At 36.9% G+C, this 21,391-nt stretch carries 19 protein-coding genes; 9 read left to right on the top strand and 10 right to left on the bottom strand.

Translation table 11 applies throughout. The annotated features are described in order from the left end of the window. Window positions 1-432: 432 nt before the first annotated feature. On the top strand, window positions 433-1,299 hold the full coding sequence (locus LUA86_RS17405) for a glycoside hydrolase family 25 protein (RefSeq protein ID WP_231465160.1): 867 nt from the start codon (window positions 433-435) through the stop codon (window positions 1,297-1,299). Window positions 1,300-2,310: 1,011 nt separating this feature from the next. Here LUA86_RS17405 and LUA86_RS17400 read toward each other — a convergent pair. Beyond that, on the bottom strand, window positions 2,311-3,408 hold the full coding sequence (locus LUA86_RS17400) for a mandelate racemase/muconate lactonizing enzyme family protein (RefSeq protein WP_231465158.1): 1,098 nt from the start codon (window positions 3,406-3,408) through the stop codon (window positions 2,311-2,313). Window positions 3,409-3,522: 114 nt separating this feature from the next. On the opposite strand from LUA86_RS17400, the gene LUA86_RS17395 reads away from it, so the two are divergent. The 5 genes from LUA86_RS17395 (at window position 3,523) to LUA86_RS17375 (ending at window position 8,613) form a co-directional block, all read left to right on the top strand. After that, a complete protein-coding gene (locus LUA86_RS17395) occupies window positions 3,523-5,526 on the top strand; it encodes a thioredoxin domain-containing protein (protein ID WP_370634392.1) in 2,004 nt (667 codons plus the stop codon). Between the two features lie 82 nt (window positions 5,527-5,608). Further along, on the top strand, window positions 5,609-6,238 hold the full coding sequence (locus LUA86_RS17390) for a porin family protein (RefSeq protein WP_231465154.1): 630 nt from the start codon (window positions 5,609-5,611) through the stop codon (window positions 6,236-6,238). A gap of 211 nt (window positions 6,239-6,449) precedes the next feature. Then, on the top strand, window positions 6,450-6,956 hold the full coding sequence (locus LUA86_RS17385; RefSeq protein ID WP_231465152.1) for a peptidylprolyl isomerase: 507 nt from the start codon (window positions 6,450-6,452) through the stop codon (window positions 6,954-6,956). A 185-nt stretch (window positions 6,957-7,141) separates the two neighbouring features. Continuing rightward, window positions 7,142-7,669, top strand: a complete 528-nt coding sequence (locus LUA86_RS17380; protein ID WP_231465150.1) for a hypothetical protein — start codon at window positions 7,142-7,144, stop codon at window positions 7,667-7,669. A gap of 368 nt (window positions 7,670-8,037) precedes the next feature. Then, window positions 8,038-8,613, top strand: coding sequence for a peroxiredoxin family protein (locus LUA86_RS17375; protein ID WP_231465148.1), 576 nt, complete (start codon window positions 8,038-8,040; stop codon window positions 8,611-8,613). Here the strand turns inward: LUA86_RS17375 and LUA86_RS17370 are convergent. The 6 genes from LUA86_RS17370 to LUA86_RS17345 form a co-directional block, all read right to left on the bottom strand. Beyond that, complete coding sequence (locus tag LUA86_RS17370) at window positions 8,610-9,935, bottom strand: hypothetical protein (protein ID WP_231465146.1); 1,326 nt, start codon at window positions 9,933-9,935, stop codon at window positions 8,610-8,612. The genes LUA86_RS17375 and LUA86_RS17370 overlap by 4 nt on opposite strands. Beyond that, window positions 9,928-10,512 (bottom strand): RNA polymerase sigma factor, encoded by a 585-nt coding sequence (locus tag LUA86_RS17365; protein ID WP_231465144.1) that lies wholly within the window; start codon window positions 10,510-10,512, stop codon window positions 9,928-9,930. The genes LUA86_RS17370 and LUA86_RS17365 overlap by 8 nt, the downstream gene beginning before the upstream one ends. A gap of 107 nt (window positions 10,513-10,619) precedes the next feature. Beyond that, window positions 10,620-11,324 carry a DUF4397 domain-containing protein gene (locus tag LUA86_RS17360; RefSeq protein WP_231465142.1) on the bottom strand — a complete coding sequence of 235 codons (705 nt, stop codon included), beginning with the start codon at window positions 11,322-11,324 and terminating at the stop codon, window positions 10,620-10,622. Window positions 11,325-11,437: 113 nt separating this feature from the next. Further along, complete coding sequence (locus LUA86_RS17355; RefSeq protein WP_231465140.1) at window positions 11,438-12,094, bottom strand: hypothetical protein; 657 nt, start codon at window positions 12,092-12,094, stop codon at window positions 11,438-11,440. A 14-nt stretch (window positions 12,095-12,108) separates the two neighbouring features. Next, complete coding sequence (locus LUA86_RS17350) at window positions 12,109-12,783, bottom strand: hypothetical protein (RefSeq protein WP_231465138.1); 675 nt, start codon at window positions 12,781-12,783, stop codon at window positions 12,109-12,111. Between the two features lie 79 nt (window positions 12,784-12,862). After that, window positions 12,863-14,485, bottom strand: a complete 1,623-nt coding sequence (locus tag LUA86_RS17345) for an ABC-F family ATP-binding cassette domain-containing protein (RefSeq protein ID WP_231465315.1) — start codon at window positions 14,483-14,485, stop codon at window positions 12,863-12,865. 551 nt (window positions 14,486-15,036) lie between these two features. Between LUA86_RS17345 and LUA86_RS17340 the strand changes: the two genes are divergently transcribed. Beyond that, window positions 15,037-15,591: a hypothetical protein gene (locus LUA86_RS17340; protein ID WP_231465136.1), complete on the top strand. Its 555-nt coding sequence runs from the start codon at window positions 15,037-15,039 to the stop codon at window positions 15,589-15,591. A gap of 147 nt (window positions 15,592-15,738) precedes the next feature. Here the strand turns inward: LUA86_RS17340 and LUA86_RS17335 are convergent, their stop codons facing one another. Together LUA86_RS17335 and LUA86_RS17330 are read right to left on the bottom strand one after the other, a co-directional pair. Then, complete coding sequence (locus tag LUA86_RS17335) at window positions 15,739-16,218, bottom strand: DUF4385 domain-containing protein (protein WP_231465134.1); 480 nt, start codon at window positions 16,216-16,218, stop codon at window positions 15,739-15,741. Between the two features lie 103 nt (window positions 16,219-16,321). Then, the gene (locus LUA86_RS17330; RefSeq protein WP_231465132.1) at window positions 16,322-16,717 is read right to left on the bottom strand and encodes a heme-binding protein; all 396 of its coding nucleotides are present in this window, start codon (window positions 16,715-16,717) and stop codon (window positions 16,322-16,324) included. Window positions 16,718-17,033: 316 nt separating this feature from the next. On the opposite strand from LUA86_RS17330, the gene LUA86_RS17325 reads away from it, so the two are divergent. Then, window positions 17,034-17,804, top strand: a complete 771-nt coding sequence (locus LUA86_RS17325) for an SDR family NAD(P)-dependent oxidoreductase (protein ID WP_231465130.1) — start codon at window positions 17,034-17,036, stop codon at window positions 17,802-17,804. A 167-nt stretch (window positions 17,805-17,971) separates the two neighbouring features. Further along, window positions 17,972-20,893, top strand: coding sequence for a cell wall metabolism sensor histidine kinase WalK (locus tag LUA86_RS17320; RefSeq protein WP_231465128.1), 2,922 nt, complete (start codon window positions 17,972-17,974; stop codon window positions 20,891-20,893). Between the two features lie 81 nt (window positions 20,894-20,974). On the opposite strand, the gene LUA86_RS17315 is transcribed toward LUA86_RS17320, so the two are convergent. Continuing rightward, window positions 20,975-21,340, bottom strand: coding sequence for a response regulator transcription factor (locus LUA86_RS17315; RefSeq protein WP_231465126.1), 366 nt, complete (start codon window positions 21,338-21,340; stop codon window positions 20,975-20,977). Window positions 21,341-21,391: the final 51 nt, after the last annotated feature.

Below are 21,391 nucleotides of genomic sequence, written 5' to 3'. Positions count from 1 at the left end.
AAATGATGAGAGATTTTAAAAAGTGCTGTAGCAATTTCTTTGTTTTATTAAAGAAGGTTTTATCATATAAGGTATTTAAGGACATTTGAAAAATTTCTCTGTAAATGCATCGTGTGTCATCTCAATCCTAGCGGAGATATTTTCGAAATATAAATTACAAGTAATTATGAACGGTTTTAATGGGATGTCATGCTGAGCCTGTCGAAGCACAAATCTTTTATTAAATGTTACTAAACGCCTTATATGGTAAATTTTATCGCTCACATTACATCGCCACTCTCCGTCATTCTGAATTATTGTTGTGCTAACAACAAATTTGAAATTCCGTGGTTTTCGTGTTTCCGTGGCTAAATATTAGCTAGATTTTAAAATAAAGATGTCTATTGGTTGATTTTTTTAATTTCTCATTTTTCCTCAACTTTACGGCACCATATGCCGCCAGAGAAAAAAATACCTATAACCAGAAAACCAACTACACGAAAACCTGCAAGTCGGAAGAAGAAGTCAAAACCATTTCCAACAGCCTGGAAAGTGGCTATTGCGGGCTTGTTGTTAATTCTATTGTCGCCTTTTTATTATGGTTATGTGGTTAGTGCTTTTGTTTCAAGCTGGCGGTGGATAACCGATATTGGCGAAGACCCAAATTACCGCACTTATAAAAGTTTCAATATTAAAATACCGAAGAAATATACCATTCACGGTATTGATGTTTCTTATTATCAAGGCAAAATAGATTGGGCAAAGGTTAAGGCAATGAAAGAAGACGAAGTGAATGTAAGCTTCGCTTTTATTAAAGCTACAGAAGGCATTTTGCTTGTCGACCCATATTTCCAAAGAAACTGGCGTGAGGCACCAAAAGCAGGTGTGCTTTGTGGAGCTTATCATTTTTTTCGTCCGAAACGTGATGGTAAAACCCAGGCAAAATTCTTTCTTCAGGTGGTTAAAATAGAAAAAGGCGATTTACCTCCGGTAGTTGATATTGAGACATTAGATGGGGTTTCTCCATTAAAAATGAGGGCTGAGTTGTCTGATTTCCTCAATTATGTAGAAATGAAAACGAAAGTCAGGCCAGTTATTTATACCGGACTAAAGTTTTATGAAGATTATCTTATCGAAAAGTTCGATGAATATCCGCTTTGGATTGCACATTATTATCAGCCTAAACTTCGTTTAGATAAGAGCCGCTGGAAATTCTGGCAACATTCTGATAAGGCTAAAATCAACGGTATTGGTCATGTTGTTGATTTTAATGCTTTTAATGGAGATAGTACGGCGTTAGCGGAGATGGTGGTTAAGTGATTTGATAAATTAGTTAATTGTTATTCACCTTTGTAGAAGCTTGTCTCGGTGGGCCGCCGAAGGGCTTTTTCTTTTGGCTTAGCCCAAAAGAAACAAAAACCCAAGGCTTGGATCTGATGTCTGATAAAAGGAATAAAGTTTTTTTCGGCATCACAAGCTGCGATGAAAAATCGCAGAGTGTGCGATGCCTTGAATTGTGTTTTTTTGAAAGTTGCTGCGGGAAACTTTATTCATTTCTCCTTCCATCATCTCCTAGGCCGGATAGCATAGTGGCTATAGCTGAAGTATTTACCTGCTTCACAGGCTTGCCTCGGCTGGCCGCCGAGGGGCTCTTTCTTTTTTCTTGATAAAAAAGAAACAAAAAATCAAGGCGTGGAAATGTTGTTGAATATACTAGTCGAAAATTAAAGTGCAACAGCGGATTAGGTCAATGAAAAATTGGACTGACCGCTGTTTTGGTTATTCGTAGTATTAAAGTTTCTGCAAAATTTTCAACTGCCTATTCTACCAACACTTCCTATGCCGGATATCAGGTAGGCTATAGCGAAAGTATTATTTTTATTAAAGTTATTTCGGCGCTCGCTATCCCCCTTTGGAGAGTCTATCCCGACTATTCGGGAGGGCAGGGGGAGGATTTATTAGATATCAATTTATTTTCTGCTTCGCTGGCTGGCCGCCGAAGGGCTTTTACCTTTTTCTTGATAAAAAGGTAACCAACCTGAGCGCAGCGAAAGCATACCTACAAATAAAAACTACAACAAGAAGGTATAAACCCAAGGCTTCCCGAATGCTCGGGACAGGTGGAAATGTTGTTGAATATCCTAGTCGAAAATTAAAGTTTTGGTTATTCGTGGTATTAAAGTTTCTGCAAAATTTTCAACTGCCTATTCTACCAACACTTCCTATGCCTTATAGCAAAGCGGTTATAGCGATTGTTATAACGACAAAAATCTTATTTTTTCACTTTGTCTTTCCACCTCGCTTGTCATTCCCCCTTTAGTGGGCTAGGGGTTAAACTGTCCAACTTTCACATTTCTCTAAGAAAAATTCATCGGCTTCTGCACCAATTCCCGGCGTTTCCGGCACGTCTAGAAAGTATCCGTTGTATGTTAAACCATCTACAACAGGGTCGACCAAATGGCCGAGTAAAGCAGTATCTAAATCAAAAAATACAACATTCGGACTGGCTAATGCGAAGTGCAAATTTGCACTCAAAGCAATCCGGCTTTCGAGCATACTGCCAATCATACATTTAACTCCGGTTTGTAAGGCTTCTTCGTGTATTTTTTGTGCGCCTAATATGCCTCCAGATTTTGAGAACTTAATATTTAAATAACTGGTTGATTGGCTGTTGATTAATTTCCTCGCATCGTGATAATTGTAGCAACTTTCATCAGCCATCAATTTTATAGGTGAGTTTACATTCAGTTCAGGCAGCTTATCATCGTACCAGGTTCTCATGGGTTGCTCACAAAATTCAATATTGTATTGTGCCAATTCTCCCAGGGCAAATAAAGCTTCGTCGAATGTCCAACCCTGATTAGCATCTAAGCGTAATGTTATTTCATCGCCCACTGCTTCGCGAATTTGTTTAACGCGTTCAATATCATCACTAACTTTCTTGCCTAATTTAATCTTTAGAATTGTACAACCTTTACTTTTGTGTTTTAAAGCTGTATTGGCCATACCTTCAGGGGTATCAATGCCAATGGTCATATCAGTTTCAATAATGCGTTTTGTTCCACCTAAAAATTTGTAGAGCGGTAATCCAGCATGTTTAGCAGAAATATCAAACAGCGCCATATCAAATGCGCTTTTTATCGTGCTATTATGGTCGGCATAGGCTAACAAATCATTCATACGCTCCGGAATTTCCAATGGATTTTTATCCTTCAAAATCAAAGCAAAATCCTTCGCCATTGCAATGCAGGTTTCCTGCGTTTCGCCAACAATCATCGGAAAGGCCGAGCACTCTCCAATGCCATGTATGCCGCTATCCGTGTAAATGCGGATTAAAACATTCTGGGCAAAGTGCATAGTTCCTGTTGCAATTACGAAGGGTTCCATCGGGATACTAAAGCGGTATATTTCGGTATGTGTGATTTTCATGGTAAAAAGGTTTAAGGTAGAGGCTTAAAGGTATAGGGTTTTGGCTGAAATAGGAAATATCGATTAACTTTTGCCTTACGCTTTAAACCTTTTACCTTTACAACTATGGAAAATATGCCCAATAACCTCATTCACGCTTCATCGCCATACCTTTTGCAACATGCACATAACCCTGTAAATTGGTACGAATGGGGTACCGAAGCGTTAGAAAAAGCAAAGGCAGAAAATAAACTGATTTTAGTAAGTATTGGTTATTCGGCCTGCCACTGGTGCCACGTTATGGAACGCGAAAGTTTTGAAAACCATGAGGTTGCAGAGGTAATGAATCAGCATTTTGTTTGTATAAAAGTAGATAGAGAAGAGCGACCAGACATCGACCAGATTTATATGTATGCCATACAGTTAATGACAGGAAGCGGCGGCTGGCCTTTAAATTGTATTTGCCTTCCCGACCAGCGACCAATTTACGGCGGAACGTATTTTAGAAAAAACGATTGGATAAACATTCTTGAAAATGTTGCCGGCTTATGGGCAAATGAACCTGATAAAGCTGTTCAATACGCAGAGCGATTAACATCAGGCATCCGCGATAGCGAAAAAATAATTCCTTCAAATATAGAAGAAATTTATACTGATGAGCATTTAACAGCAATCATCGAACCCTGGAAACGCCATTTTGATATCGCCTTCGGCGGATATAACCGTGCGCCAAAATTCCCATTGCCAAATAACTGGGTTTTTCTGTTAAGATACGGTTTTCTTAAAGATGATGAATCTGTTTTTACATCGGTTTGCCACACGTTGGAAGAGATGAGTAGAGGCGGTATTTACGACCAGATAGGTGGGGGTTTTGCACGATATTCTGTTGATGATAAATGGCATGTACCCCATTTCGAGAAAATGCTTTACGATAATGCACAGCTAATCAGTTTATATGCAGAGGCTTACCAATGCACAAAATTTAATTCTTTTAAACAAATTGCCGTAGAAAGTATCGATTGGGTTTTTAACGAAATGACTTCGCCCGAAGGTTTATATTATTCTGCTTTAGATGCCGACAGTGAAGGTATTGAAGGTGAATTTTACGTTTGGGAGAAATCGGAATTTGATAATTTATTAGGCGAAGATGCTCCATTGATAGGCGATTACTACAACATCACAACAGAAGGTAATTGGGAAGAGGAGCAAACCAATATTTTAAGGAAAACATTAAACGATGATGATTTGATTTCGAAATACGGTATCAATACCGAAATTTTGAACCAAAAAGTTAGCCTTGCCAGGAAGATATTATTAAACGTCAGAAATAAAAGAGTTAAACCGGGTTTAGATGATAAATGCCTGACGGCCTGGAACGGTATGATGATTAAAGCGCTGGCTGATGCGGCTCAGATATTTAATTACTCACATTATTATGAAAAAGCATCAGCCTCTGCGAATTATATATTAACACATTTAAAAACTGAAGACGGCGGTTTATTCAGAAACTATAAAAATGGTAAGGCATCTATAACTGCTTTTTTAGATGATTATGCATTTTTTATTGAGGCATTGATTGCGCTCTACGAATATGATTTTGATGAAAAATGGCTAAATGATGCTAAGCTTTTAACCAATTACGTTTTGGATAATTTTACTGATGCAGACTCGCCAATGTTTTTCTATACTTCTGCACAGGCAGAAGGTTTAATAGCCCGTAAACATGAGGTTATGGATAATGTTATACCGGCTTCAAATTCTACCATGAGCCAGAATTTGAAAAAATTAGGTTTAATATTCGATAGTGAAACCTACAGCGTTAAGGCTGCAGATATGCTATCGGGCGTGCATGCCAAAATCAAAACCTACGGTTCGGCCTATTCTAATTGGGCCATTCAACTTTTAAATGAAGTTTATGGAACAAACGAGATTGCAATAACAGGCTTAGAAACCGATATAATTAAATTAGAATTGAGTAATCATTATATCCCAAATAAAATTATTTTGGGCGGAGTGGAAAGCAACTTACCCTTACTGAAAGGTAAAGAGCGTAACGAAACTAGGATCTATGTTTGCCGGAATAAGGTTTGCCAATTACCGGTTAAAACCGTTAATGAAGCCTTAGAGCATTTGGCTTAAATTTTACCGTGATTATTTACATCAGCTTCATCTTATTTTAACTCAGATACCTTAAATTGCTTATCTATTTAATTAACGCCTCATGAAAAAACAATTTATTGCAATGGCTACTGCCATGCTGAGTTTCTGTGCCGCAAAAAGCCAGGTTGTACCAACACTTAAAGCCGGTATTACGTTTCCGAGTATTTCCAGTAGTCAATCTATGGATTTACAAGATGCACCTAATGCAGTAGATTACAACATGTCTAGCGCTTTCTATATTGGCGGCACGGTAGATATATCACTTTCCAAAGCACTTTATTTACAAACAGGCGCTATGGTAATCGGTAAAGGTGGTCAGAATGAATTTTTCGGTAATAAAACTAAAGTTAAAACTTTTTACGTCGAAGTTCCGGTAAACCTTGTACACAAATTTCCTTTTGGAGCCCATAAAATATTATTGGGTGCCGGTCCGTATTTTGCAGTTGCTTTTGATGGGCAAACCAATTTAACCAATACACCAGGGCAGGAGTTTAAGGTAAAAACCAGGTTTGGTGAGGATAACAAACGAGCAGATTATGGATTAAATTTTGTAACCGGAATAGAATTTTCAAAGCACTTAACCTTAAATGTTGGCTACGGTTTGGGCTTAATGAATATCAGAAGCATAGGCTCTGATTACATCACTGATAGAAATCAGGTGTTGTCTGCCGGGCTGGGTTATCGGTTGTAGAATGGTAGCTTTTTACTACATTTTCATTTTATTGTTATGTTCTCTGAACAAATAAGCCAACATTTTTGTTAGCATAATAATTAACTTATCTTTGCCACGCATTATTTAAAAAGGCCATAATAAGTTTTAATAATTATTTGCAAATAATACGTGCTGATTTGCAGTTAAAGCTGTTAAATAAGCCTTTTAAACATACAATAAAACAATTTAAATGAATATAGCACCAAACTCAGTAGTATCATTAACTTACGAATTGCATACTACTAACGAAGAAGGACAGCAGGTTTTTGTAGAAAAAGCTGATGAACAAAATCCTTTAGTATTTTTATATGGCGTTGGCATGATGTTGCCAAAGTTCGAAGAGCATTTAACTGGTTTAACTACCGGTAGCGAATATAGCTTCGAATTATCTGCTGCTGACGGTTACGGAGAACTAGATCCAGGTGCTTTTGCAGATTTGCCTAAAGCAATGTTTACCGAGGCAGGTGGCGAAGTGCCAAGCGTTGGTGATGTAATTCCATTACAAGATAACAATGGTAACCAATTCAGAGCTGGTGTTACTGCTGTGCATGATGAAACCGTTGCGGTAGATTTAAACCACCCTATGGCTGGTAAAAACTTAATGTTTGCGGGTACTATTTTAAGCGTTCGCGAAGCAACACAAGATGAGTTGGCTCATGGTCACGCTCACGGTGCTGACGGTCATTCAGGACACTAGAATATAGCTTGGCAAATGCCAAGTGGTTAAAATATGTTAAACAAAAGAGTCCCAATTATGGGGCTCTTTTGCGTTTTATGGGCATTTATGTTAAAATAGGTTAATTAAGAACTAATGGTTTCGCTGTTCTGTTTTTCTTGTGCACATTCGTTTATTAACTATTTAATCATTAACAACTCAGACACATGAAAAAAGCATTTTTAGTATTAGCCGTTATTTTAAGTTTTGGATTCTATGCCTCAGCGCAAACAGAAGGTGCTGTTCGTAAAATTAGTGTAGGTGCCGAATTTGCAACGCCAGACAGAAAGAATTCTAATCAATATTCTGTAGGCGGTTCCATCCAATTCGAGCAACCTGTTGCCAAATCATTAAATTTAACAGCTTCTGCCGGATATCTGCGTACAACTTACACCGATGGCACTAAAGCGTTCATGAAAACTTATGGCTATCCAACTAATTGGGGCTCGATACCCGTAAAAATTGGCGCTAAATATTATTTCGGAGGTAATTTCTATGGTGCCGGAGAAGTTGGCGCTGCATTTTCTGTAGATTCATCTACCAAAACCGGATTTATCTATGCGCCTACATTAGGTACTTCCTTTTCTATTTCAAAAAAATCAAATCTAGATGTAGGTATTCGTTACGAAACTTTTGTTCGGTCAGCATCATCTGGCTCATTTGGAATCAGGGCAGCGTATTCATTCGGTTTCTAATCTTCCTTTGCTTTGATAGACTCCAGTATAAAGTATTTACCTTGAAAAGCAAGGTTCTGTAGATTATCGGTTCCGATAGTCCCGCCATTCGCTTTACTTCGTTACACTCCGTGTTCGCTGCTGTCGGGTTTAATTTACTTAGGTTAACCTAACTATTTTAAACCCGACTGACGCGAAAATACTTTTTGGTTTTTAATGGTAAAGATTGCCACGTCGTTTCTCCTCGCATGCGGTAGGCAGGCAGCAAAAGGCGGGACTGATGCCGCAAAAGAACTACTGTTATTGCTTTTCTAATAATTATTTGCGCCAAATTTTAATGTCAAATAAGCAGATAATATTAAGCTATATTTATACCTAATTATAAGAATATGAAAAGTTTAATATTTTCGGTGTTAGTACTGTTAACAAGTACTTTGTATGCGCAAACAGGTTTAAAAGTTGGCGACAAAGCGCCTGAATTTATTGCAAAAAATAGTGAGGGCAAAGAAATTAACCTCAAACAGCTGCTTAAGCAAAACAAGAGCGTGGTTTTATTTTTCTACCGCGGCCAATGGTGTCCATATTGTAATAAACATATAAAGGATTTACAAGATTCGCTAAGTAAGTTGAGCGAAAAAGGTGCTTATGTGCTCGGTGTAACGCCAGAAACAAATGAATCTATAGCAAAAACCAAAGGCAAAACAAACGCTTCTTTTTCGCTTCTTTCAGATAGAGATTATAAAATTATGAAAGCCTACAAAGTAGATTTTGTGATGGAAGAAAGCCTGGTTTCGAAATATAAAACCTACGGAATTGATGTCGCGAAGAACAATGGTGCACTTAATGCCGTATTACCTGTACCCGCAACTTACATTATTGATAAAAGTGGCAAAATAAAGTTTGTTCAATTTGACAAGGATTATAAAAAAAGAGCCAGCATAAAGGATATTGCAGCAAAACTCTAAAAATCTAACTTCAACCTTACACCACCATTGGTTAGGTTTAAATTATCGTTCGAAAATGTTTTCATCGGTAGCCTTAAAAATGGTTCTACTGCAAAATTCTTTTTACCCGATATTTTTTGTTTGTAACCTATTGAGAAATTATAAAAACCGATGTATTTGCCGGCAGCGGTGGTCGCTTCTGCCTGCGGTTCTGAAATTCGTTCGGTAACCAAAAGCATTTTTTGCTCAGCATAACCGCCAATACTATTGGCAACTGTTGTGTTTTGTGCGCTACTTACCAAATAATTTTTATCCTGTCTGTTATTTAAAATTGCAAGTGCAGATACACCAACGCCAGTGTAAAACTTTTTACTGATGCTGTACTTTAATTCAAGCGGAATATTTATACCATTCACATTTGCATTAACAGATTCTAAACTTTTTGAAGTGTTCAATGTAGATGAACCTTTAGCACTCAACATCGGACTTGAAACTGCATCAAAACTCATATTGTTATTGCCACTGTTGGATGGGTTGCTTGTACTACTTAATGCGGTGTACGCAATGCCTGAGCTTATAGATAATTTATCGGCTACATTGTAGGATAGTGAAAAACCGTAATTCATATTTACTTTATTGTCATTTCCCATTGCCGGTGCAACGTAAATGCCAGGTTCCCATTTGCTATTAGCAGCACTTTTGGTTTTGTTGTTTTTAAGCTGATTATTTGCGTAACTATCACGAGCCAGAATATCTTCGAAAGTTAATCTGCTTTGAGCAGGCTTCTTTTGCTCAATAATCAGCGCCGCCTTTTTATTGTCATTATTTGCAATGCTGAAACTTGTATTTGGCTTTAATAGCGGATTTTCATTTTGCTTGATAATTGTAGCTAAATCTGTGTTAATGTTACTTTCCGGATTAGCTAACAGATTACTTTGACCATAAACATCGGCTTTGGGATTCACTGCAGTAGGAAGGCTTAGTGTATTATTTTTAAGTTTTTCCGCTACATCTAAACTCTTATTAGGTTTTTGAACATTAGCTGATAAATTATTTTGTGTTTCAGGATTTGTTAATGTTGTTGTAATTGTATCAATACCCAATTCCTTTTTAAGCAAAGGCTTTTTAATCGCTATCTGATCATTCTTTTCAGTGTTATTATTTAAGAAAAATAACCCTCCAAAAACCATTAGCACAGCAGCCGCCGACCAAAGTGGCCAGAGTACGAAACGCCTGCGTTTTTTTTCTTCCTGCACGCTAAAGCGCTCCCAAGCGCCGGGCGTGTAGGCTTCTTCGTGCGCCGAAAGGCTATCTTTTATATGATCAATTAATTCCTTATCCATTTCTCTCGTACGAATTAACCAAAGTGTTTGTGTATAATACACGCAGCTTATTCTTGGCTCGTGTTAAATAAACCCTGCTCGAACTTTCGGGGATGCTCATCATTTTCGAAATTTCATCATGTGCAAAGCCTTCAATTTCATATAAGTTGAAAACAAGTCGGTGTGTATCGGGTAATTCATTCAATAATTTTAATATATCCTGCACGTTCAAATCAGACGTAACCGAAGCATGATTTGACGGATGTTCTTCTTCAGTAATATCATCAAGGTAACTTTGGTTTTTTAACGTTCTGAGTTTATCTATCGCCGTTCTTGATGCTATGCGGGCAAGCCAACCTTTAAATGTTTTTTGAAGCTCTGCTTTGTTTGCAGGTGGCTGATAGCTGTTAATATTTTTGAAAATCTTTATAAAGCAGTCATTTACAAGCTCTTCACCATCGTAACTGTTCTTTACATATCGTAAAATAATGCCCATTAAATACCCATAAAATGATTTATACATCATTTCTTTAGCGGCATTGTCGTTCTTTTTGCAGCCTTTTATAATTTTCTCTACATCGAGTATTTTTTTTATCAACCCTTTAAGAACTTATTGGAGATTAATTTTAATATCATCACTAAATTAAAGAAAATAACACCATCCAAAATAATGGATGATGTTAATTTTCCTTTCATATGTAGGTGTTATTTATGACTTAATATTGCAAGATTAAATTTGGTGCTATCTGTTTTGCTTTTTAAACCTTTTGCCCACAAAGTGTAAATTTTACCTTTTTCGATTTTTGTTGCCGGTAATGTTGCTGTAACATTACCGCCTTCTTTAATCTGGAAAGTGTAATTATCTGATGGGTCGATAGAGATAAAAGCTGTTGATTCTTTATAAGCTTTAGCGGTAAAAAGAGCGGCATCTTTACCTTGCACAGCTAAATCTAAAGCTGGCGCATCCGGACTTAAATTTATAAAACGAATTTTTGCTTTATCAGTTTCAGGGGCTTTTAAATCATCTTCAAAAACCAGAATTTTAGGTGCGGGTAATACATCTACCACAAATGCTGAATAAAAAATACCTGGTTTTAAGGTAACATCAAGTGTAGAAAGATATTTCAAAGTGTCTTTCTTTGCAATTCCAAACAAACGGCTACCAGGGTAAGCTCCATAATAACCTAAATCTTTCCCAAAGGTAAAATCGACATTGTTGGCTCTTTGGCCGCCAACGATAAAATCTAACGGGCCAGTTCCAGGTGAAGCATGAACGAAGCCAATACCTGCAACTGTTACAGAATCAGTATTTTCCCAGTTTTTTTTACAGGCTGAAAAAAATAAAGTAACGGCAAGAAGAGAGAGTATAATTTTTGTAGTTGTGCTAAAGTTTTTCAGAGTAGTTTTCATTTTAATGTTCTAAATCAATTTTTAATAAAATTGGTTAATGGCCATTAACGCTTTTTCTGATTAAACGAAGCGTATTAAAAAAACGCTACAAAAAAAATTGTTTTCGTTAAGTTTTATTCTACAGTTAGTTTAGATTCAAAAATTAATTTACACGAAACTGCCTTTCCATTTAAGTAAGCTGGTGTAAAATCAAAGTCTTCGGGTTTTAGTTTCGTTAGCGGAATTATTTCTGAACGCTTTAAATTCGCTATACCGGTTTCAGTTTCGTACTTAATAAGTTTACCATTTTCATTGATGTGAAAAATTAAATAAACCGGATGTATTCCTGCATACGACTTAAATTCTTTGGAAGGGGAGAAGAGTTTAATCAAAAGGCGCAATCCGCTGTAAAACCCACCTATTTTTGTTGCTTTAATGATTCGGTCACCAACTTTGGCAGAATCTATCTCACAGCTTATATTAGCAAATGCTGAATTTCGCTCAAGTTTTTTTGTTGAGTAATTATATACCTGTTCAATTGAATCTGGCGCCTTGTAGAAAGTCCATCTGCCAAAACGCTCACCATTTTTATACAGCCCTCTTGCAACAACATTCCTGCCTAACTTAATTTCTGATTCACCATTTTTAATGTGTGGTTTAGATTTTAATTCAGTAGAGTGCTCAATCATGCCTGCACGAATAATTCTGTAACTCATACGTGTAGAATCGCTTTTTTGAGCAAAGGCAGAAAATCCAACAAGTGTTAAAAGAAAGAGAGCAAGCGTTTTCATTATTTATTTTATTGCTAATGAGATATCGTTGACGATAAACTTGCAGTACCTTTTAACATCATTTGGCTCTCTACAGCTTTGCCGTTCAAAATTGCCGGTACAAAATCAAAGTCGAGATAAGCGTTTGATTTATCAGTAATTTCAAAGGTTTTGTTTGATGTGTTTAATAAATACTCTGTTTCCAGTTTAGTTATTTTTCCTTGCTTGTTAATATAGATAATATAAAGAAGGTTATATTTTACATTGTCTTTGGCCAGTTCTTGTGGTATTTTTGATTTCATTGCCAAATACTTATAAATATCAATCATGCTTCCAATTTTAACCGGCAAAATCAATTTATCGCCCTGCTTTAATGAATCAACGAAGAAATTTTGGGTGTTATCAGGAAGGTTAAATTCAATCTTTTTTGAGCTGTAATTATAAATCTGTGCAATTGTGTCGGTTTTATATTTAAAGAATCGCCATCTTCCAAACCGCTCGTTATCTTTATATAAACCAGTTGCGATAAGGTTATCATTATAAAATACCTCGGCAGAACCATTTCTTACATGTGGTTTAGATTTTGATTCTACTGCTTTCTCCAATAAGCCATAGCTATTAAAGCTTTTTCGAACACGTGTAGAATCGTTTTTTTGAGCAAATGCAGAAAAACCGATGAACATTAAAAGAATGAGAGCGAGCGTTTTCATTTATTTAGATTTCGTTCTATAAAGAAAAAGCGTTTTGATGGAATATCAAAACGCTTTTCAAAATATATTTTACTTAAGCTTAAGCATACATTTCTTCACGAAGTTTGGCAACCTCAGCGCTGTTGATGAATTCATCGTAAGTCATTAATTTATCAATTGTACCTTTTGGTGTAATCTCGATAATACGATTGGCAACCGTTTCAGTTAACTGGTGATCTCGTGAAGTAAACAAAATTGTTCCTTTAAAATCTTTCATCCCATTGTTTAGTGCCTCGATAGATTCCAAATCAAGGTGATTGGTTGGCTCATCAAACATTAAAAGATTAGCTTGTTGTAGCATCATTCTCGAGAACATGCAACGCATTTTTTCTCCACCAGAAAGTACCTTTACATTTTTCAAAACCTCTTCGCCCGAGAATAACATTCTGCCTAAAAAGCTACGCACAAATTGCTCATCAGCATCTGTTCCTGAGTATTCACGCAACCAATCAACCAGGTTCTCATCTTTGCCTGCAAAATATTCAGAGTTATCATTCGGAATATCAGCTATGCTAATGGTAACACCCCATTTAAATTCGCCTTTATCGGCAGGAGTTCTACCTGTTAATACATCGTAAAATGCTGCGGTAGCTAAACTATTTTGAGATAATATGGCAATTTTATCGCCCTTATTTACCATGAACGTAACCTTGTCGAATAAAATACCATCATTTCCAGATTTGCCGAGATTTTCTACCTGCAATATCTGGTCGCCAGCTTCTCTACCTGTATTGTTGAAAATAATGGCCGGGTATTTACGGCTCGATGCTTTAATCTCCGTGATGTCGATTTTATCTAAAGCTTTTTTACGTGAAGTTGCCTGCTTTGATTTTGATGCATTTGCACTAAACCTGCGGATAAATTCCTGCAATTCCTTCACTTTATCTTCCATTTTCTTGTTCTGGTCGCTACGTTGTTTTAACGCTAACTGACTAGATTCATACCAGAAGGTGTAATTACCGGTGTAAGTACTCATTTTCGCAAAATCAATATCCACAATGTGTGTACAAACCGCGTCTAAAAAGTGCCTGTCGTGAGAAACCACCAACACGATATTTTGGTAATCAGCCAGGAAATTCTCCAACCAGGCAATTGTTTCAATATCCAAATCGTTGGTAGGCTCATCCAGTAACAAAATATCAGGATTACCAAATAAGGCCTGCGCCAATAATACACGTACTTTTTGTGTATTATCAAGCTCTTTTAACAATTTGGTATGGTTATCTTCGGTAATACCTAAGTTGCTTAACATGGTTGCAGCGTTGCTTTCCATGTTCCAACCATCCATTTCAGCAAAAATATTTTCCAATTCTCCGGCTCTTTCGCCATCCTTTTCGGTAAAATCTTCTTTCATGTAAATGGCATCTTTCTCTTTCATAATGGCATAAAGTTCTTTATGGCCAATCATAACGGTTTCTAATACCGAAAACTCATCAAATTCATAGTGGTTTTGTTTTAAAACCGCCATTCTTTCGCCCGGAGTAAAAGCAACGCTACCAGAGGTTTGGCTAACTTCTCCCGATAGAATTTTCAAGAAAGTAGACTTACCTGCGCCATTAGCACCAATTACGCCATAGCAATTGCCTTGGGTAAATTTAATGTTAACATCTTCAAATAGTGTGCGTTTGCCGTATCGTAACGATAAATTAGAAACTGAAATCATATTAAATAGAAATAAGCCGCAAAGATAGGCAAAAAGGTTGAGGGTAAAAAGATAGATGGTAAAAGGAGTAGGATTAATAATTTTGACTAAAAGCCCAATTGCATTTCCTTTTATCCTTTGGTTTAAACCAACGGTAATGATTGGCAACGTCGATTTATGCTGTGTTAAACAGTTTTTCATTTCAATGCTGTCTGCTTCAGCTGATGGATTTAAAATTTGGAAACGAGCTTTCAGTGTTTTATGGCTCAAACAGTCCCGCTTTCACTATAATCTTTTTCAAACCTATAAGGTTTTCAAAACCTTATAGGTTTAATCAAAAGTATTTTCGTTCAATCAGGTTTATTTAACAAGAGATAATGCTTATAGCAAATTTCAACCTCAAAGTATTACTGTGGCTAAAGCCTATTGGTATTTGTTTTTTATCCGTTGGTTGAAACCAACGGTAATGAATGGCAACGTCGATTTATAACACGTGTTTAAACAGTTTTTCATTTATTGCGGTCTGCTTCAGCTGATGGTAAATCAGTTGGTTTTTTTTAATTTTATAGCTCATGCAATTTTTAATAGACATTTTACAGAAACCTATTGGCAAAATCGAAGTTGAGCATTTAGCTTCATTAGCATCTGATGAAACTTTTTCATGTAAGCAATTAATCGACACCAGTTTGCATCAAGACGAACAAATCGGTTTTAGGGCTGCCTGGATTTTAGAGCGTGTTTATTCAAATCATCAGAAGCAGTTCCTACCTTACGCGGATTATTTTTTAGAGCATCTTCCTAAGCAAAGTAACCATTCGGCATTAAGGCATTATGTTAAAATTTTAGCTTTTATGACCGGGAAAAAAGCATCGGCTGAAATCAAGTTAATGATAGCAGATTATTCAACTGACAGTATTGTTGAAACTGTTTTTGCCTGGTTAATTGATGATAAAATCCCGGTAGCTGTTAAATCTCATTGTTTAAATATTCTGGCAAATTTTACTTGTAAACACCAATGGATAAAGGAAGAACTTATTAGTACGATGTATTTTTTAGTGGATAAGGAAAGTATTGCTTTTTTTGCTAAAGTAAAGCAGATTAGGAAACAGCTTAAAGTTAAAAGTTGAAAGTTGAAAGTTGAAAGTTGAAAGTAAAAAGTTGAAAGTAAAAAGTAAAAAGTTGAAAGTTAAAAGTAAAAATGCGTTATTACAGGAAAGTATTTTTATATCACTTCTTGTGAAATTTGCTTAAAATATTTTTCAATATAGATTTATTCAGCCAAATTTTTTCTTCCATTCTTTTTTTAGAATCGTGTATTGGTGATTTGCTTCGGCTTTTTTCCAAACCGCATAAAAGATTTCTGCTGATTTTGCTTTTTCTTCTGTTCCGGTTCCACGCTCCAGAAGTGCATAATTTTTGGTCGCGTCATACTTTCGGCCACTTTTGTAGTTAGCGTATCGCCGTGCCCTTGTATAACCCATTTGTAAATACTTTCTGGCCATATCCATTCCAACAAAATCATTTGCCTTTAAATAATCTTCAAATAAGCTGAATATTTTGTTGGCACTATCCGTGGCAATTTGTGGATTTTTAAAACGCCAGTAAGCTCCGATTTCTGATTTATAGGGCTCGCAAATTAATACGCCTTGCTCGCCTTTACCTACGCGATAAAGTTCCGGTTCTTTTCGATAATCAATATCAGGTTTCCAACCGTATTTTTTAATGTCAAAATTTAGGTAAGATGGTTTTTGCATCTGCTTTGCTTTAAAATCTTAACCTAAAATAGCGCAATTGGTTTCCAACAACAACACATTTGTTATTGGAAACCATCATTATTGCAATATGAGTATTCGTTAATTAAAGGGCCGCTGCTCCAGCTTCAGCAACTTCATGATCTTGCTCTACGTTTCCGCCAGAAACACCTATTGCACCAACTATACCATCGCCTTGCTTTAACAAAACACCACCGGGAAAAGAGATTAGTCCGCCATTAGAATGTTCAATGTTGTACAGTGGTTGCCCCGGTTGCGATAGTTTACCGATTTCGCCAGAATTCATATCAAAAAAACGAGCAGTTTTTGCCTTTTTGATGGCAATATCTATTGATCCTAACCATGCATTATCCATGCGATGGAAGGCTTTAAGGTTTGCACCTTCATCAATAATTGCAATGTTCATTGGAACGCCAATTTCTTTAGCTTTCATTTTAGCCGCATTTGAAATGCGTTCTGCCTGTTCTAATGTTAAACTCATAATTGTATATTTTATTTATAATTTAAAAATAATCAGTTAAAGAATTAATATCTGGTTTTAAGATGTAGCATCTTTTAAACTTTGCAATTAATGCATTGTATTTTCAAACTTAACCTTAAATCACTAACATAACAGTTCCTTAAAGGTTTATTTTAATCCATTCCGTTTGGAAGTAGCAGGTTTTAAGCTGAGATATTTACGATATTTTTTTATCAATATACAGCTATTTGATTGGAATAGATGGCAAAATCATTAATCTAAACTTTTTCAAACATAATAGGCCTAATTGCATTTATCTTTTAATAAGAAAGATAATATGAATCGATTTAAAGGTAAAGTAGCGTTGGTTACGGGTAGCAGTCAGGGGATTGGTGCAGCCTGTGCGTTAAGATTAGCAAAAGAAGGTTGTGATGTCATTTTAAATGGCCACAAGTTTGATGAAAGGGGCGAAAAATTAATTAAAGAAATTGAAGCATTAGGCCAAAAAGCAACTTTTCTGGTTGCTGATTTAAGCCAGGCTTACGAGGCCAGTCATTTAATAGAAAAGGCTGTTAAGCAATATGGTAAGTTAGATATTTTGGTTAACAATGCAGGTGTAGAAAAGCGTGCTGATTTTTGGGAGGTAACCGAAGATGATTACGACCTTGTAATGGATACGAATTTGAAAGGCGTATTTTTCAGCATCCAGTCTTTTGTTAAACATTGCCGCAAAAATAGTGTAGGTGGTGTAGTGATTAACATGAGTTCGGTACACGAGGAAATCGTTTTTCCACATTTTGCAGCGTATTGTGCCAGTAAAGGCGGGCTAAAAATGTTAACCAGAAATTTAGCAACAGAGCTTGCTCCATTTAACATCAGGATAAATAATGTGGCACCGGGAGCGGTTTCTACACCAATTAATAAAGATTTACTTAATAATAAAGAACAATTAGAACGAGTTACCCAAAACATTCCAATGCGTAGAATGGGTACAGTAGAAGATGTTGCAGGTGTGGTTGCTTTTTTAGCTTCTGATGATGCTGCTTACGTAACCGGCTCTACTTATTTTGTAGATGGTGGACTTACTTATCACTACGAAGAGCAGTAATTATTTGTAACATTCTTAATTTGTTTATCATTATAATTTTAATAAGTTGTTTTTTGCGTATTAATTACTGAAAATCAAATTGTTATCGGTTTGTTAGGCTAATTCATCTGGCTTGATGTTTATGCTGCTTTTGTCTTATCTTTATCCGTTAAATAATTTATAAAAGAATGGATCAAAAGGATTTAGCGAGCGAGCAATTCTTATCGGGTGGAGGTGAAATGGGTGCACTCATTCGGTCAATGGATTGGTCAAAAAATCCGTTAGGCCCGATTGAAAATTGGCCGCAAAGCTTGCGTACTTCAGTAAGTCTTTGTCTTTCTTCTACTTTTCCAATTCTTATTGCATGGGGGCCAGAAACGATCCAAATTTATAATGACGCCTACCGCCCTATCTGTGGTGCAATGCATCCGCAATCTATGGGCATGAATTTCCGTATTTGCTGGGAATCGGCGCTTGAGGTTGTTGGAGATAAATTTACCCGCGGCCAGCAAGGTGAAGGCACGTATATAAAAGATCAGCAAATGTTCTTATATCGTTATGGCTATCTTGAAGAGGCATTTATGACTTTTTCTTTTGCGCCAATACGCGATGAATCGGGCAATGTTGGTGGGATTTTTCATCCCATAACAGAAACTACAGATAAAATGCTAAGCGCCAGAAGAACGCAGGTGCTCCGTGATGTGGCAACACTAATTGCTAAAGCAAAAAGTGTAGAAGAAATTGGCAGGCTGGTTAGCGAGAAACACCATGAATTTACAGCTGATTTACCCTTTTTACTTTTTTATTCTGTTGATGCTGATGGTGAAACAGCAAGGCTGATAAGTAGTGCCGGATTGGCGAATGCATCGGCACTTGAAAATAATAATATAAAAGTTAATGTTGATGCAAAGGGCATTTGGCCGTTATCATCTGATATTAATTTACCTGTAGTGCTCGAAAATTTAAATGAAAGATTCGGAGATTTTACTTGCGAACCTTACCCCGAAGCACCTCATTCAGCTGTAATTTTGCCCGTATTTATTTCCGGGAAAGATAAGCCTGCAGCTTTTGTTATTGCAGGTGTAAGTTCTAGGCGGGCAATGGATGAAGAGTATTTGGGCTTTTATACCATGCTTGGCAATACCTTCAGCACTGCAGTATCAAACGTGTACACATACGAGCAAGAACAAAAAAGAGCCGAAGCATTAGCGGCAATCGATAAATCAAAAACTGCCTTTTTTAGCAATGTTAGTCACGAATTCCGTACACCTTTAACACTGATGCTCGGACCATTAGAAGATTTGCTGGCACATCCGATTACAGCTGATGAACAGGTTAAAGAAACACTGAATGCTACACATCGCAATGCGATGAGGCTTTTGAAACTCGTTAACAATCTGCTAGATTTTAGCAGGGTAGAAGCCGGACGTATAAAAGCCGCTTACCAGCCTATTGATATTGTTGCCTTAACTACTGATTTAGCGAGTAGTTTTCGCTCCATTATCGAAAAAGCCGATATGTACCTTGTGGTAGAAAGTGGTAATGAACCTATAAAAGCCTACGTTGATTTGCAGATGTGGGAAAAAATTGTGCTCAATTTGCTTTCAAATGCATTTAAATATACACTTGAAGGGGGAATTACCTTAAAACTCAAATCTGATGGCGCAAAGCTAATTTTGAGCATTGAGGATACAGGTGTTGGTATTCCGGAATCAGAACTTCCACACATGTTTGAGCGCTTTCATCGTGTAGAAAATTCTGCAGGAAGAACGCATGAAGGTACCGGTATTGGGCTATCTCTAGTGAGCGAATTGGTAGGGCTTCACGGAGGCTCAATTTCTGTGGAGAGTACTTTAGGTAAGGGCTCTGTATTTACTTTGAATATCCCATTGGGTTATGCCCATTTGCCGGCAGAGCAAGTAAAGGAAAAGAATTACCAGGCAAGCAACATCGGGCTTCGTGAATCGTTTTTACAGGAAGCTTCCGGGCTAGTAGATGCAGATACAAAATCTACTGAAACCCAACATGTAGATACGGAACTAAAAGTGAACACTGCAGATGCTAAAGTTCTTATTGTTGATGATAACGCAGATATGCGTGATTATTTGCAACGTCTTCTAGCACAGGAATATGCTATTTATACTGCAACCAATGGCGCTGATGCTTTGGAACAGTTAAAACACATTACTCCGGATTTAATATTAAGCGATATTATGATGCCGGTATTGGATGGCAAAGGCTTATTAAAGAAACTGAGAGAAAAGGAAGAAAAACATTGGATTCCACTGATTTTTCTATCTGCAAGGGCTGGTCAGGAGGCTAGAATTGATGGTTTGGAAGCAGGCGCTGATGATTATTTGGTTAAGCCATTTTCTGGTCAGGAGTTATTAAGCAAAGTTAGGGCGCAAATTAAAATACATCGGGTACGCTTACATAATGAGCAACGTATGCGAGATTTTATTGCGGTTGCAACCCACGAGCTGAAAACCCCTTTAACAGCGCTTTCCGGTTATGCACAAATTATTGGCATGAAATCAGTTAAATTAAACGAGCCAGCACTCGTTCATGCAGCTGAACGGGCAAGGTATCAGGTAACTAAAATGGCTAAACTGGTTGATGACTTACTTGACGTAAGTAAACTTGATGAAGGTATGTTAAGGTTAAATCCTGAATCGTTTGACATGACAGCGCTGATTAAAGAAACCATTGGCGATGTACAATCTACTTCACCAGAACATGAGTTTAGTTTTGAGCACAGAGAAAGCCATCATGTTATTGCCGACAGGGAAAAAATTGCTCAGGTATTAACAAACCTTTTCGTAAATGCAGTAAAGTATGCCCCTCGCTCACCTAAAATTGAAGTATCTGTTACACATAAAGATGGTAAAATTGTAACCAGTGTTCGCGATTTTGGCGTAGGAATTAAGAAAGAAGAAATGCCGCATGTATTCAGGCGTTTTTATCGCACCGATAGTGCCCATAAAGGCTTTAGAGGATTTGGTGTTGGACTATATCTTTGCGCAGAAATCATCAGCCGCCATGGCGGGGAAATTGGTGTAGATAGTGAAGTATCAAAAGGCTCCGTATTTCACTTTAGCCTTCCTAAATAAAATTTTATTTCCCAATATCCTTCTGCTGGCTTTGTGAAAATCGAAGAGAAGGATATTGGAATAGGTTTTAGGAAATTATTTTTAGTTGCTTTGAAGTTGTGCATTAACTCTTTTTATCAAATCAGATAAATCGAAAGGTTTTGCAATAAAATCATCCGCTCTGCTGCGCAACTTCATTTTTCCAATCTCTGCATTAGCTGTTAATAAAATTACCGGTAGGTTTTTCATCGTCCGGTCTAACTTTATTTCTTCGCAAATATTAATGCCGTGGCCATCTGGTAGCACCACATCAATCAGGCATAAGTCGGGTTTTGTTTCCCTAATAGCTGTTTTAAAACTTACCGTATTGGTGTAGCCGTTTACATCATGGCCCTCAGATTTCAAAGTTTCGCTGATTACCTCCAAGATGTCTTCATTATCTTCGAGTACATATATAGTTTTCTTCATTTAAAATTAATATTTCATGATAACATCTTCGAGGCAGTTTTGTTCAGTTTT

The sequence above is a fragment of the Pedobacter sp. Leaf132 genome (genome assembly GCF_920984695.1).
Taxonomy (GTDB): Bacteria; Bacteroidota; Bacteroidia; order Sphingobacteriales; family Sphingobacteriaceae; genus Pedobacter.
This window is presented reverse-complemented; position numbering and strand designations above follow the sequence as displayed.

Excerpts from the sequence above, each read along its gene's own strand:
- LUA86_RS17350 (WP_231465138.1), bottom strand. The coding sequence starts at position 12,783 with ATGAAAACGCTCGCTCTCATTCTTTTAATGTTCATCGGTTTTTCTGCA.
- LUA86_RS17375 (WP_231465148.1), top strand. The coding sequence starts at position 8,038 with ATGAAAAGTTTAATATTTTCGGTGTTAGTACTGTTAACAAGTACTTTG.
- LUA86_RS17370 (WP_231465146.1), bottom strand. The coding sequence starts at position 9,935 with ATGGATAAGGAATTAATTGATCATATAAAAGATAGCCTTTCGGCGCAC.
- LUA86_RS17330 (WP_231465132.1), bottom strand. The coding sequence starts at position 16,717 with ATGAGTTTAACATTAGAACAGGCAGAACGCATTTCAAATGCGGCTAAA.
- LUA86_RS17360 (WP_231465142.1), bottom strand. The coding sequence starts at position 11,324 with ATGAAAACTACTCTGAAAAACTTTAGCACAACTACAAAAATTATACTC.
- LUA86_RS17380 (WP_231465150.1), top strand. The coding sequence starts at position 7,142 with ATGAAAAAAGCATTTTTAGTATTAGCCGTTATTTTAAGTTTTGGATTC.
- LUA86_RS17335 (WP_231465134.1), bottom strand. The coding sequence starts at position 16,218 with ATGCAAAAACCATCTTACCTAAATTTTGACATTAAAAAATACGGTTGG.
- LUA86_RS17385 (WP_231465152.1), top strand. The coding sequence starts at position 6,450 with ATGAATATAGCACCAAACTCAGTAGTATCATTAACTTACGAATTGCAT.
- LUA86_RS17345 (WP_231465315.1), bottom strand. The coding sequence starts at position 14,485 with ATGATTTCAGTTTCTAATTTATCGTTACGATACGGCAAACGCACACTA.
- LUA86_RS17315 (WP_231465126.1), bottom strand. The coding sequence starts at position 21,340 with ATGAAGAAAACTATATATGTACTCGAAGATAATGAAGACATCTTGGAG.
- LUA86_RS17395 (WP_370634392.1), top strand. The coding sequence starts at position 3,523 with ATGCCCAATAACCTCATTCACGCTTCATCGCCATACCTTTTGCAACAT.
- LUA86_RS17400 (WP_231465158.1), bottom strand. The coding sequence starts at position 3,408 with ATGAAAATCACACATACCGAAATATACCGCTTTAGTATCCCGATGGAA.
- LUA86_RS17320 (WP_231465128.1), top strand. The coding sequence starts at position 17,972 with ATGGATCAAAAGGATTTAGCGAGCGAGCAATTCTTATCGGGTGGAGGT.
- LUA86_RS17325 (WP_231465130.1), top strand. The coding sequence starts at position 17,034 with ATGAATCGATTTAAAGGTAAAGTAGCGTTGGTTACGGGTAGCAGTCAG.
- LUA86_RS17390 (WP_231465154.1), top strand. The coding sequence starts at position 5,609 with ATGAAAAAACAATTTATTGCAATGGCTACTGCCATGCTGAGTTTCTGT.
- LUA86_RS17405 (WP_231465160.1), top strand. The coding sequence starts at position 433 with ATGCCGCCAGAGAAAAAAATACCTATAACCAGAAAACCAACTACACGA.
- LUA86_RS17355 (WP_231465140.1), bottom strand. The coding sequence starts at position 12,094 with ATGAAAACGCTTGCTCTCTTTCTTTTAACACTTGTTGGATTTTCTGCC.
- LUA86_RS17340 (WP_231465136.1), top strand. The coding sequence starts at position 15,037 with ATGCAATTTTTAATAGACATTTTACAGAAACCTATTGGCAAAATCGAA.